Origin of the sequence: Vreelandella salicampi, from assembly GCF_013415105.1 — a bacterium.
Classification (GTDB): Bacteria; Pseudomonadota; Gammaproteobacteria; order Pseudomonadales; family Halomonadaceae; genus Vreelandella; species Vreelandella salicampi.
Genome location: NZ_JACCDF010000013.1, coordinates 96,902 through 108,986, shown reverse-complemented (window position 1 = coordinate 108,986; position 12,085 = coordinate 96,902). Strand labels below are relative to the sequence as shown.

At 57.3% G+C, this 12,085-nt stretch carries 14 protein-coding genes; 6 read left to right on the top strand and 8 right to left on the bottom strand.

Translation table 11 applies throughout. The annotated features are described in order from the left end of the window. Positions 1-2 precede the first annotated feature (2 nt). Both HZS81_RS14470 and HZS81_RS14465 read right to left on the bottom strand, forming a co-directional pair. Positions 3-1,037 carry a DNA-binding protein gene (locus tag HZS81_RS14470; protein ID WP_179931228.1) on the bottom strand — a complete coding sequence of 345 codons (1,035 nt, stop codon included), beginning with the start codon at positions 1,035-1,037 and terminating at the stop codon, positions 3-5. 128 nt (positions 1,038-1,165) lie between these two features. Continuing rightward, positions 1,166-2,074: an ArdC family protein gene (locus HZS81_RS14465; RefSeq protein ID WP_022524314.1), complete on the bottom strand. Its 909-nt coding sequence runs from the start codon at positions 2,072-2,074 to the stop codon at positions 1,166-1,168. A 141-nt stretch (positions 2,075-2,215) separates the two neighbouring features. On the opposite strand from HZS81_RS14465, the gene HZS81_RS14460 reads away from it, so the two are divergent. Continuing rightward, the gene (locus HZS81_RS14460) at positions 2,216-2,770 is read left to right on the top strand and encodes a JAB domain-containing protein (protein WP_022524312.1); all 555 of its coding nucleotides are present in this window, start codon (positions 2,216-2,218) and stop codon (positions 2,768-2,770) included. A 1,773-nt stretch (positions 2,771-4,543) separates the two neighbouring features. On the opposite strand, the gene HZS81_RS14455 is transcribed toward HZS81_RS14460, so the two are convergent. From HZS81_RS14455 to HZS81_RS14445, 3 genes are read right to left on the bottom strand one after another with little or no spacing between them, the layout of a single operon-like run. Next, positions 4,544-5,833: an ISL3-like element ISPpu12 family transposase gene (locus tag HZS81_RS14455; RefSeq protein ID WP_004574636.1), complete on the bottom strand. Its 1,290-nt coding sequence runs from the start codon at positions 5,831-5,833 to the stop codon at positions 4,544-4,546. Positions 5,834-5,854: 21 nt separating this feature from the next. Continuing rightward, positions 5,855-6,367, bottom strand: a complete 513-nt coding sequence (gene lspA, locus HZS81_RS14450) for a signal peptidase II (protein WP_004863699.1) — start codon at positions 6,365-6,367, stop codon at positions 5,855-5,857. A 3-nt stretch (positions 6,368-6,370) separates the two neighbouring features. After that, positions 6,371-7,267 (bottom strand): cation efflux transmembrane domain-containing protein, encoded by an 897-nt coding sequence (locus HZS81_RS14445; RefSeq protein WP_004574643.1) that lies wholly within the window; start codon positions 7,265-7,267, stop codon positions 6,371-6,373. Between the two features lie 95 nt (positions 7,268-7,362). Here HZS81_RS14445 and cadR point away from each other — a divergent pair, with 95 nt between their 5' ends. Beyond that, entirely contained in the window at positions 7,363-7,770 is a 408-nt protein-coding gene (gene cadR / locus HZS81_RS14440) for a Cd(II)/Pb(II)-responsive transcriptional regulator (RefSeq protein WP_004364961.1), read from the top strand. Positions 7,771-7,934: 164 nt separating this feature from the next. On the opposite strand, the gene HZS81_RS14435 is transcribed toward cadR, so the two are convergent. Together HZS81_RS14435 and HZS81_RS14430 are read right to left on the bottom strand one after the other, a co-directional pair. After that, positions 7,935-8,969, bottom strand: a complete 1,035-nt coding sequence (locus tag HZS81_RS14435) for a hypothetical protein (RefSeq protein WP_022524311.1) — start codon at positions 8,967-8,969, stop codon at positions 7,935-7,937. Positions 8,970-9,005: 36 nt separating this feature from the next. After that, positions 9,006-9,365 carry a histone-like nucleoid-structuring protein, MvaT/MvaU family gene (locus tag HZS81_RS14430; protein ID WP_022524310.1) on the bottom strand — a complete coding sequence of 120 codons (360 nt, stop codon included), beginning with the start codon at positions 9,363-9,365 and terminating at the stop codon, positions 9,006-9,008. Positions 9,366-9,774: 409 nt separating this feature from the next. Between HZS81_RS14430 and HZS81_RS14425 the strand changes: the two genes are divergently transcribed. From HZS81_RS14425 to HZS81_RS14410, 4 genes are all read left to right on the top strand, one after another. Next, positions 9,775-10,053: a hypothetical protein gene (locus HZS81_RS14425; RefSeq protein ID WP_179931227.1), complete on the top strand. Its 279-nt coding sequence runs from the start codon at positions 9,775-9,777 to the stop codon at positions 10,051-10,053. A 143-nt stretch (positions 10,054-10,196) separates the two neighbouring features. Beyond that, positions 10,197-10,517 carry a hypothetical protein gene (locus HZS81_RS14420; RefSeq protein ID WP_179931226.1) on the top strand — a complete coding sequence of 107 codons (321 nt, stop codon included), beginning with the start codon at positions 10,197-10,199 and terminating at the stop codon, positions 10,515-10,517. Continuing rightward, on the top strand, positions 10,510-11,469 hold the full coding sequence (locus HZS81_RS14415; RefSeq protein ID WP_179931225.1) for a tyrosine-type recombinase/integrase: 960 nt from the start codon (positions 10,510-10,512) through the stop codon (positions 11,467-11,469). The genes HZS81_RS14420 and HZS81_RS14415 overlap by 8 nt, the downstream gene beginning before the upstream one ends. Before the next feature lie 14 nt (positions 11,470-11,483). Further along, on the top strand, positions 11,484-11,750 hold the full coding sequence (locus tag HZS81_RS14410; RefSeq protein ID WP_179931224.1) for a hypothetical protein: 267 nt from the start codon (positions 11,484-11,486) through the stop codon (positions 11,748-11,750). Between the two features lie 62 nt (positions 11,751-11,812). Here the strand turns inward: HZS81_RS14410 and HZS81_RS14405 are convergent, their stop codons facing one another. Next, positions 11,813-12,082, bottom strand: coding sequence for a helix-turn-helix domain-containing protein (locus tag HZS81_RS14405; RefSeq protein ID WP_074211810.1), 270 nt, complete (start codon positions 12,080-12,082; stop codon positions 11,813-11,815). Between the last annotated feature and the right edge of the window lie 3 nt (positions 12,083-12,085).

The following is a 12,085-nucleotide window of genomic DNA, read 5'->3' as shown; positions in this document are numbered from 1 at the left end:
GCTTAGGGTTTATCGCCCCGCGTCGACTGTGACGCATCGGGACGCTGATCTAGTTGGTCGCGCAGCGCCTTTTCCCGGGCTTGCGTGACCGCGAGTTCTGTCCGGGTGTCGGCCAGCTCTTGCCTGATTCCCTTCAGCTCCTCGATCTGCTCCCGGGCAGCCTTCAGCTCGGCGTTTGCCTCGCTGCCCGAGGCCCTGAGTTGGTCGATGGTGCTTCGTAGGCTGGCGCTCTCTTCCTTCAGCTCGTCGTTCCGCTTGGCGGTCGAGGCTTGCTCTGATCGCAGGCTGGCCTGCTCTTGCTGAAGCGAGGACAGCTCCTGGCTGACCTCTTCCAGGGTCTGCTGGAGGCGTGATTCCCGTTGATGGGCTGCCTCAAGCTCTCTGGTGGTGCTCTTGAGGTCACTCTCGACGGTGGCCAGTTGGTTGCCGATCGAGGCTTTGTCCTCGCGCAGCTGATCCACGGCCGACTGCAACTGCTGTACCTGCCCGCGAGCTGTCTCCAGCTGGTCGCTTTGCCGGCTCAGCTGACCATGGAGATCGTTGACACGCTCCATGGCGTCCTCGGCGCGTTGCTTGGCGGTAGCCGTTTCGGTGGCCAGGTTCTGGTTCTCTTCCGTCAGCCGTGCAATTTGCGCCTTATCATGTTCGTGGTCCTCCCGCATGGACGTGATGCGAGCCTCAAGCCGCTCGATTTCCCTGAGGGCTTCATCGCGCTCGTCATGAGCGGCCTTCAGCTGCTCATTCGACTGGGCGCGAATCCTCTCAACATCCTCATCCGCCAGCTGGCTGGCGCTGCGCCACAGCTCGGCACCAACGCGCTCGAGGACCGTGCGAATCTCCTTGGGCATGTCCCGGATGGCGACGGCCGTGACCATCTGGCTCTCCCTCCACTCCCGCATGACCGGCGAGATATGGGATAGGGAGCCGCCGCCCAGGCGCTCCCGGACCTGCTCATTGGTGGGCTTGTCCACGCCTTCCGCTACCAGCTCTTCCGCGGCCGCTACAATGCGCTGTTGGATCTCAGGCTTGATCGTCATGCCTCTCTCTCCCGGTGTATGTATTGTATGTATGTACTGTACATATAATACATACATAGCGCCAGGGAAAACTGCCGCCCAGAAAAAAAGCCTTCCCGGGGGGGAAGGCTGTTGAATGGGTGTTGCTATCACGCAACCGCAGTAGCGGCTGGTGACTCCGGGGCTTCATCAAGCATCCCGCACTCTTGTGCGAGCTGTTCAATGAAGGTGACCGCCTTCTGTGCATCAGACAGAGCACGGTCCAGCTCCTTCGCCTGATCGCCAGTGAGCCGTGAGGCCCAGCCGGTGAGGTAGGACGCGGAGTTTTCCGGGGTGGCAGGCAGGCCGAAACGCATAGCAGCAAGCCAGGCGCCAGCTTCCGCCACCACCTCCTCTCGAGCGCGATCGCTCTTGTCGCGGTTCAAGCGGTTGGCAGCGCCAGTCGCATGAATCAGCTCATGCAGCCCAGTCGCCGCAATTTCGCTGACTTCATGGAACTGCTCAGGGCGAGGCAGGCGGATGCCGTCCGTAGAGGGCCGGTAGTAGGCCTTGTCGCCTCCCCAGGTCAGAGCTACCCCTGAGGCCTCAATCAGCCGCGCAACGAACTGCACGGGCTCTGGTTGGGCCTCAATGACGGGGGGCTTGGCAGCCTCCGTCAGCGGGTCAGCCAGCTGCTGCTCGTTGAAGACGTAGAAGATACGGTTCACCGGGATGACCTTCTCCTCGATTTTGCCGTTCTCGTCCTTCTCGCGCTTCTTGTGGAACTTCCAGAATTCCACCGGAGTGCCCTTTTCCCCCTTGCGAGGGTGTGTGCCGAGATCCTTCGCTTGCTTGAAGGTGACCCAGGCAGGGCTCGTGTAGCCGAATCGATCTGCTGCGACCCAGAGGCTCACGATGTTCGACCAACCCGTATACACGCGGCCTGAAGAGGCGTTGTAGGGCTGGCTCACATCCGTGTCACCGGGCTTCCAGGGTTTCTGCCAGGGGGCGGTGCCTTCCTTCAGGCCCTGGATGAGTGCTTCCCGAATGCCGTCGATCGCACGCTTGCTCTTGCTCATGATCCATCTCCTCTCTCATTCCTGCGGAATGCAGGTATCGTGGGGAGATAGGGCGGGTGGTGACATGAAGAGCGGCCACGTCAGTGATCTCCCTATCTCTGGGTGAGGCCCGGCAACGGGTATGAGAGAGAGGAGAATGTGATGAAGCGCACGAACCAGATGGATCTGTTCGCAGTATCCGAGCCGGCTGAGGTCTATGCCTTCCCTGGAAAGGGGCTTGCAGTGGACCCTGGCCAGCGCAAGAAGGAAGAGGACGCTGTGATAGCAGAGGCTTTGCGGATCATCGAAAAGCGGTTTTATGGCAAGTACCAGGACTTTAACGCCGTTTTCAATCGGCCGAACATCACCCTGGACTACCTGACGATTCGCTATGCCACAGTACCCTATGAGGTCTTCTCGGTTAGCTGGCTGGATTCCCAGCATCGGCTGATCCAGCATGAGGAGCTGTTCCAGGGCACGCTTAACAGTGCCTCGGTCTATCCGCGTGAGATAGCTCGCAGGGCTCTTGAGGTGAATGCTGGGGCTGTGATCCTCACGCACAACCACCCTTCGGGTTCGATTGAGCCGAGTCATGCAGATCGTCAGATCACTAAGCGCATCCAGGAGGTCCTTGGGTTGCTCGACGTGAAAGTGCTTGATCACATCATCGTGGCAGGCACGGACTGCACGAGCTTCGCTGAACAAGGCTTGATGTAGCGATTGCGGCTCAGCCGCTTTCAAAGCCCCTCTGGCAGTTTTGCTGGAGGGGCTTTTTCATGCCATGTAGCATTTGCAGCATGCCGAGGAGGATAGATCGGAGGTTTCTATGCCAGGAGTGACCAATAAGGTCAGCCGAAGCTGGCGGGAGAACACACCGAAGGGTCAATGGGGTTGTATAGGTAAAGGGATATAGGGATAGTTCGGGGCTAAAACAGGGTTATGGGCGATTGAAAGCGTCATAACATCATGAAAGAAAAAGGAATATAGAAAATCTACGGTGCAGCATCCCCACCGCTTACGGTGCAACATCCCCACCGCTTACGGTGCAACATCCCCACCTATGGGTGAAAGTTATTCAGGAGATACCCACAGAAACCGTTAAATTGTCCACATTTAAGGGTGTGATGGGTTCAAAAGTGCAGCATCCCCACCTACATAAATGGCTGACTACCTGATTGACAGATGCTAGGGAATCTGGGCTCTAGCGTACGGTGCAACATCCCCACCGAAAAAAACAGTGATCGTGCTGGTCAAAAAATAACCTGTGCAACATTCCCACCGAAAGTGACCGCCATCGGTGCAGCATTCCCACCGCCAAAATGGCACTTACCCACAAGGTTGCCCACAGGAAATGTGGATACAGGCCCGGTTGCAACTAACTTTATACCGTTAACATTTGGAGGATGCCCCCCAAACCCGCGCTGGTAGCTAGAGAACAGAGCGATGGCTGGCCTGGATCTCAGCTGGTTGAGCCTGGACTTGGTGGGTGTAGGACTTCCGAGGGAGACAACAGCCTCCCATGGCGCCGAGTGCTGCTTTATGAATGCTCCATGAAGCCAGGAGAGGGCAGGTCGACCAGCAGCTGGCGCACGAGATAGTCAATGGTGCAGCGTTCCCACCTACGGCCGGGCCGGGAGCCGGTGCTCTGGGCGGCCAACGGTGCAACGTTTCCACCTATGGCAGGGCCGGGAGCCCGTGCCTTGGGAAGCCAACGGTGCAGTATTCCCACCTGCGACGAGGCCAGCAGGCGCTGCTGAGAGCGACGAACGGTACAGCGTTCCCACCTACGGCAGGGCCGGGAGCCGGTGCCCTGGGCGGCCAACGGTGCAGCGTTCCCACCTACGGCCGGGCCGGGAGCCGGTGCCCTGGGCGGCCAACGGTGCAGCGTTCCCACCTACGGCCGGGCCGGGAGCCGGTGCCCTGGGCGGCCAACGGTGCAGCGTTCCCACCTATGGTAGGGCCGGGAGCCGGTGCCCTGGGCGGCCAACGGTGCAACGTTCCCACCTATCGGAAGGGTCGGGAGCTGGCGCTCGAGGAGGCCAACGGTGCAACGTTCCCACCTATCGGAAGGGTCGGGAGCTGGCGCTCGAGGAGGCCAACGGTGCAACGTCCCCACCTATCGGAAGGGTCGGGAGCTGGCGCTCGAGGAGGCCAACGGTGCAGCGTTCCCACCTATGGCAGGGCCGGGAGCCCGTGCCTTGGGAAGCCAACGGTGCAGTATTCCCACCTGCGACGAGGCCAGCAGGCGCTGCTGAGAGCGACGATCGGTGCAGCGTTCCCACCTACGGTCGGGCCGGGAGCCGGTGCCCTGGGCGGCCAACGGTGCAGGGTTCTCGCGGACCGGGTGAGGGCGGCGGTGGTGACAAAGCCTACCAACAGTGCAGAATTTCCACCGATCCTGGAGAGGACAGCCGTAGCCGGCATAATTAAAGGGGTATACGGATTTAATGGTTGATGGGGCACCTTCACCCCATCAATCTGATACCACCCTCAGATGGTTGATAGATCGACTCCGTAGTTGAGTTCCTCTGCGAAGTCCGGCAGTCCGTAACCGATGGTTTTCTTGTAGAAAGGAGAGACCTTCGCAGTCGGTGCCTTCTTCTTGTGCTTCGTGGTGTAGAGCATTCGTGCCCGCATCACCTCGAAGGAGTAACCGCGCCCTTCACGGTTCTTGTCCTTGGCCAGTCGGTTGATGGACTCCGTGTAAGCGTTGGTGACGGGCATGTCCGTCTCGAAGTAGGTCATGGTCTCTTCGCGCCAGTTTCCCACTGCCCTGACCAGATCGCTCCAGACTTCCTTTTGGCCCTTCGGGATGGTGGCTATCCACTCGTCCAGGGCGGCTTCTGCCTGGAGCCGTGTGGTGGCGTCCCAGATGCCGTAGAAGCGCTCCTTGTGCTCGTAGGCGGCCAGCAGTTGCGGGAACGCGCCTGTCCAGGTCTCCATGATGAGGCGCTCCCGGTCTGAGACTTCGTGAGCGCGTTTCAGCAGGATTTTCCGGTCTCCCTTGAGAGTCCGGCTCTGGGACGGTTTCAGCTCCTTTCTGAGGCCCTTGCGCACTCTCTCTAGGGCATCGTTGGCCATGCGCACCACATGGAACTTATCGACCACGATACGGGCCTGGGGCAGCACAGCCTTGACCGCTGCCCGGTAGGGGTTCCACATGTCCATGCTGACGATCTCGACCTTCTGCCGGTCTTTCAGCTTCATCAGGTAGTTGGTCACCACGTCCTGGCGGCGGGTGGCCAGCAGGTCGAGCAGGGTTCGCTCCTCAATGTTGGTCAGAATGCAGCGGTAGCGCTTGTTCAGGTATAGCTCGTCAATGCCCAGGATGCGGGGCGTCTCGAAGCGGTGCCAGCGCCCCAGGAACTCGGCGCGGGCGTTGAAGATGTCGCGCACCGTCTTCTCGTCCAGGCCGGTCTGTGCCGCCACAAAGGTGTAGGGGTGGTTGAAGGATTCCTTCTCCACGTACTCATGCAGCCGCAGTGTCATACGGAATCCGTCCACCATCTCCGGTAGCTGGGGCCTGAATGTTGTCTTGCAGGCCCGGCAGGTGTATCGGCGGCGGACCACCCAGAGAGTGACCCGCTTGCCGTGGATGGGCAGATCACGATAGGGAACGTCACGCTTGCCGAACCGTACGAACTCACCCTGCACGCCGCATTCCTCGCAGGCGATGGGATCGGGCACGTCCACCTGGAAGTGCATTTCGTCGTCGGTTGATTTGCAGCCCAGTACTTGGTATTGCGGCAGGTGAAGGATGTTGTCGGGAAGTTCGGTCATGGTGTTGTATAGGCGTAGGTGTCAGTCAGATCCATCCGGCTCGGCATTGGTGTTTGCTTTTTTACCCAACAAGCTGCTGGAAACGAAAAGTAAGGCACCGAGGACAATTGCAATATCAGCCAGGTTGAAGGCCGGCCAATGCCAGTCTCGCCAATAGAAATCAAAGGAATCCACAACATAGCCGCGAAAGACCCGGTCAATCAGGTTGCCCATGGCGCCACCGAGGATAAGACTGTAAGCGATGGCTTCTCCTTTATGACGATTTTCAAGGATCAGCTTGATCAGAAAAATCGAGACCACTACCGCGATTCCGATAAAAAAGTAGCGCTGCCAGCCTCCACCATTCGCAAAAAGACTGAATGCGGCACCGGTGTTCCATAGGTGCACCCAGTTAAAGAACGGGGTCACCGAAACATACTCGCCATAGGCCATTGATTGCTGCACCAGCCACTTTACAGCCTGATCAGACGCTGCCAGCAGGCCCGATATGGACAATAGGGCATACGGCGAGAGCTTTTTGCCAATAATGAGCATTATTTAACCCTTCAACGCCAAAATGCGTCTGGCACCGTTAAGTACAATGCCCCCCGCGATGGTGCCGATAATCAGATCCGGATAATTGGAACCGGTCCACGCGACCAGGGCGCCGGCGGTGATGACCCCCAGGTTGATCACCACGTCGTTGGCCGAGAATATCCAGCTTGCCTTCATGTGCGCCCCGCCTTCCCGATGTTTGGATATGAGCAGCAGACAACTGGTATTGGCAATCAATGCGACGAATGCGATAGCCATCATCACCAGCGATTCAGGCTCACTACCGAATACAAAGCGTCTCACCACCTCTACGAGCACGCCCACAGCCAAGATCAGTTGCAGTACACCAGCAAGATGCGCGGCACGTACCTGCATTTTCACGCTATGTCCAACCGCATAAAGGGCAAGCCCGTACACCGCCGCATCGGCAAAATTGTCCAGGGATTCTCCAATCAGGCCGGTGGACTGGGCGATCAGACCGGCAGTCATTTCCACCACGAACAGAAGTGCATTGATGCCGAGCAACCAGCGCAGGGTCCCGGATTCTTGCTTAGCAGAAGCTGCCGAAAACTCGGCGGCCTTGATGGTCTCCGGATTTGCAGCGACGGTTTCCTGAAGCGAGGCGCCTAGCCCCAAGGTCTTCAGTTTCGAGGTGACGGGCTCGACCTCGCCGTCATGCACGACCTTCAGCCGGCGGTTCGACAAGTCGAAGGACAGCGCCCGAATCTCCTCAAAGCCGTTCAGGGCTAGGCGAATCATTCGTTCTTCTGATGGACAGTCCATCTTCGGCACGGCATAAACACTGACCCATCTCCCTGGCGCCTCGGAGGAGGCCTGTATATCGGTATCCGCTGCGGACGTTGCATCACCGCCACAGGCGCCACCACAGGATTTGCTCATGATACGACTCCACTTGAACAATGTTGTGGTACCATTTAAAACTATAAAGCTACTATAAGGTCAATAGAGTAAAGAATCCGTTGGGGAGGAGGCTGATGCGCATTGGTCAGTTGGCGCAGTTGGTAGGGGTCGAAACACAGACGATCCGCTTCTATGAACAGCAGGGCTTGTTGCCGCCGCCTGATCGGCAGGACAACGGTTACCGTGTCTATACCGAGAAGCATGGTGAGGGGCTGGCCTTCATCCGTCGCTGCAGAATCCTGGGCCTGTCACTGGCTGAGATTCACGAACTACAGAGCTATCAGGACGACCCTCATCAGCCTTGTACCGCCGTCAACGCCTTGCTCGATGATCACATCTCTCATGTGCGGTCGCAGATAACCGCTCTGCAAGCGCTTGAGAAACAACTCGTTTCACTGAGAGCGAGTTGCAACGATGACCGGGAAGTTGAGGCGTGTGGGGTTCTTGCTGGAATTAGCGAAGGAAACATGCACCAGCAGTAGGTGAAGCATCAACCAGATAATCCGATGAGATGCCGGTCTGTCTCACTCTCATGCAAAGGTAAGATCAACCATTTAATCCGCTTACCCAATTAAAGCCAGTGGCAATAAAAAAGCCGCAGTTAATATCCCGCGGCTAGCATGAAAGGGAGTAATATATTTCGTACCTACTCACTCTCTTCAGAAGCTGTAAGAGCCTTTTTTGTAGATATTATCCCATTCTTGTAGTTCGCCTTTTTTATGATCTTAACGAACTGCTTAGTAGGGTATATCTTGTAAACAATATCGGTCAGTTTCTTTCCGTCTTTGATTCGTTCGCTGTCATCGTAGCTATCGATGACATTATGCTCCTTCAGCGTATCAAGAGCCATCTTCATGGCCCTCACATTCGTGGCCATACGGTCAGAGAGCCCCCTCGGACTCCCTTTGAGAAAGGAGACAAGCCGCGGCGTGTAGGGATTGGTGGAGGAGGCCTGACTCCAATGGTGACTCATTCTCTTGTGAATATAGCGAGCAAGGGGGCTCTTAATAGCCATAGACGTTTTATAGTCATACAGCCTGAAAGTCTGGTTATGAATGCTTTCAGTCACCAGGGGATTAAACTGAACATAGCACTTTGTATCCCCCTCCCTCAGCTTCAAGTCTTTCCTTGTGGTAAGACCTACCATAGGGAAGAAGCTCGATGATATAACCGTTTCCCCATCTTCAGAAACCGTTTCAAGTTGAGCCCCGCGGCAAACAAGAATAGCTTCTTTTATTTCGCTAAGTTTAAACTCGTGATTGTTTCTCTTTAATTCATTGCGAAGTTGATAGAATGTGAATAGCACACCCACCTTTCCGTCAATCATCGCGATCCCGCCATTTACAGCGAGTTTTCTCAAAGCATCCTCAATGATCTCTTCGCGCTCACCTGGGTAAACAAGCTCAGGTTTCCCAGGACGTGTTTCAATTAGAGCAGGGCGGACTTTTACTTTTATTACGCGACCACCCACCCGGCATTCACGTTCTTTCGCGGCGGCTTGCCGAATATCAGTAAAGCGCCGACGCCGCTCGAGCGAATATTTAGGCAAAGAATCATAAATATCGATGCTATTGCTATAATCGCCATCACGGGCGTCTAGCAGGCTGAAAAGGTCGAGCTGAGCCGACTTGCTCACCGAGATGGCCTGTATATCCTTGTCATTGCTGCTTTTTTTAGACATCGTAAACCTCTACAGCCTGCTGCACAATATAACCGATTACTTCTCTTCAATCAGCCATGAATCAACAGTTTCTGCCCCGTACTGTTCTTTCCATGCCTTCAATGTCTTCTGGTTGCCACCTCTGGTTTCTACAACCTCACCAGTCTCAGGGTTCCTATATACTTTAAGTTTTCTTTTTCTTCTTCTTTTGCTTTCAGTGTTCTCGATGCTTGATTCAGGGGCAAGAGCTGATATAACTTCGCCATTTGTCTTATTATATTCATCCATTAGCCTTCTGAGCTTATCTATAAATTCCTTTTCCCTTTTGAACTCAGGAGTGTCCTCTAAAGTTTGCATCTTCCTGCGAAGCTCTTGGGCCTCATTTTCGAGTTGGAAGTACCTAGCGAGGATGCTCATTCCTAAACCCCTATGGATATGGTAAGTGTGCAAAGCACATATTGGCGACTGCTTAACCCGGTGTCAATGGGCTCCTTGGTGATTGGTCGACCTGCCGAAGCCCTCTGACTTGGCAGTGTGCTGGGCCGCTGGACAGGCGCCGCTGTGCAAAATCCAGAGGAACACCCGCCAATGGCGCTCAGATTTTGCGTACAGGCGGCACGAAAGCCGTCGATAACACCGATAAATCGAATGAAAACAGGTTCATAGGCGTAATTTTATCGTTTACGAGTGACTGCCTAGATCCACATAAAATGTAGCTTGGTCTGGCCATTCCTATCTCTACTTATTAAAATAGTTATTTAAGAAAGTAGAGAAGGGCGATAGGGGCGACTAGCCTCCCTGAAGAGCACATGGAGAGGATTCACGCATGAGGCTACAGGCCATCTACAAGATCGCGCTCGTCAGCGACATCCTGGTGGTGATCATCGATCAGGATGGGCCACGCTCCGTCACCAACGATGCCCAGGGCGTCATCGACCGTCTGACCGCTGAGCTGGGCGACCTCGGGCGGCGACGAGTCTACTACCGCGACACCATGGGTCGCTTCGATGAGATCAGGATCGAGGGTGGCCACTTCACCGGCTTCGCCCCCTGTAGCGACCACCAGCAGGAGGCCTTTGCTGAATGGTGCCTCGAGGAGGTGTAGCGATCGATGGGCTGCTGCACGGGCTGACCCATCTCACCGCCCCCTGGCCAGGGAAAATGATGGCCATGGTTGAAACCACCTGGCGGTGCCAGCGGGGCTCCGGCCTCGAGGGTGCCCGCCGACCATCTGTGTTGGAGACCTGAATGGTAGACCAGATCACGATGCCACCGAGGGCTGGATACTCGGCTGTCTTGACCAATGACTTCATGGTGATCCTTCGCGATCACGGAGAGATCGTGAGCGTCCGAGAGGACGCTGATTCCGTCTTGGAGCACCTGAGCTGCACCATCCCGGGCGGGCTCAAGCGCCAGCGTGTCTATGTCGAGGAGGTGCCTGGGGGCGACGGCTTCTACGAGCTGAAGCACCAGCATGGCAACCTGGACGGGGTTGAGCAGTGCTCGAGTCACCAAGCCGACCACCTCAAGCAGCTCGTGTCGACCGGGGCGGAGGGTGGCCATGGATAGCGAGCTGACCCTTGTTCGACCCCAGGGCTCCCAGGCGCTCGCGGCCGGTGCTGAGGACGCACTCTCGGAGGCCAGAGGCAATGCAGGGCTCTCGTACCTGCTGAACCTCAATTCCCGGCGTAGCCGGATCACGATGCGGTCCCACCTACAGTTCATCGCCAGGCTGAGCGGTGGCTACGACATCCAGGGCTGCCCATGGGCGCTGATACGCCGTGAGCATGTCCGATCGATCGTGGAGATGATGACCGAGATGGGCAAGGCGCCAGCCACGGTCAATGCTGCCTTGTCGGCCATGAAGGGTGTTGCCCGCGAGGCCTGGGTCATGGGGGACATGGACAGCGAGAGCTACCAGCAGATCCGCGACTTGAAGGGCGTCCCTGGCTCCCGTCTTCCCAAAGGGGTCCACCTGGATGAAGCCACGATCCAGGCCCTCAGTTCCGCATGCGAAACTGACGACAGCCCCAAGGGGGTTCGTGATGCAGCGCTGCTCCAGCTGCTTGTATCGACGGGTTTGCGCCGGTCGGAGAGTGTGTCCGTGGATCTGGAGGCTATCGATACCAGCCGCAAGGCCATCAGGATCGTCGGCAAGGGCAACAAGGAGCGGCTGGTCTTCCTTCCCGACCGGACGTTCAAGGGGCTCAGGGCCTGGCAGGCCTGTCTTGGCCGTGACACTGGTCCACTGTTCACGAGGGTGCGCCGGCATGGCGTGGTGTGCGATCAGAGGCTGACCGATCAGGCCGTCTACTACATCATCAAGGAGCGTGCGGCCCAGGCCGGCATAGACGAATGCGCCCCTCACGACTTCAGGCGGACCTTTGCCACCAACCTGCTTGATCGTGGCATTGACGTGCTGACCGTGCAGTATGCGCTGGGGCACTCGAACCTAGCGACCACGCAGCGCTATGACCGTAGCGCGGAACGGCGCCTCGAGGAGGCGATGAAGGGACAATGAACCAGGAGCCCGGAATGCGAAACATCCAGATCCTGCATGACCGTGAGCGCTTCAGAGAGATGCTGAGCTATGCGGTCTCGCGGGAGAATCTGTGGGGGAACATCGACGTGATAACCCGAGACGGGGCACCGGGTCTGCTTCTCGTCGTGCTCGATCAGCTCGACATGCCCAACCGGGTGTCCTCAGGGGTTGTCCATGAGTGCTACGGAGACGCACTGGCCGATCTGGGAGACATCCTGGATGATCTGAACCCTGACTTCCGGCCACTGAGCCACTTCTAGCCAGGCGGCTGGACATGAGAAAGGGAGGCCGTGGCCTCCCTGGGTCGCGTGGTCGTTCGGCGTCAACCGAAGTGATTGCGGAAGGAAGACGGGTCGAGGATGCCCCACCCCTCGAGGGAGTAGTACCCGTTGGCGCCCTCTGGCGAGCTTGGGTCTCGGATGAAGAGGATCTTCACCTTCAGCTCCTCCCGGATCGAAGTCAGCTGTCGTTTGACGGTGCCGGCAGGTATGCCAGTCTCCGAGGCGATGTCCTGAAGCGACGGCCGCTCCATGGTGTCGATCGCCCGCAGGATGGCGTACTTGCGCTGTGTGTCTCGCGATAGGCTCGGCATCGG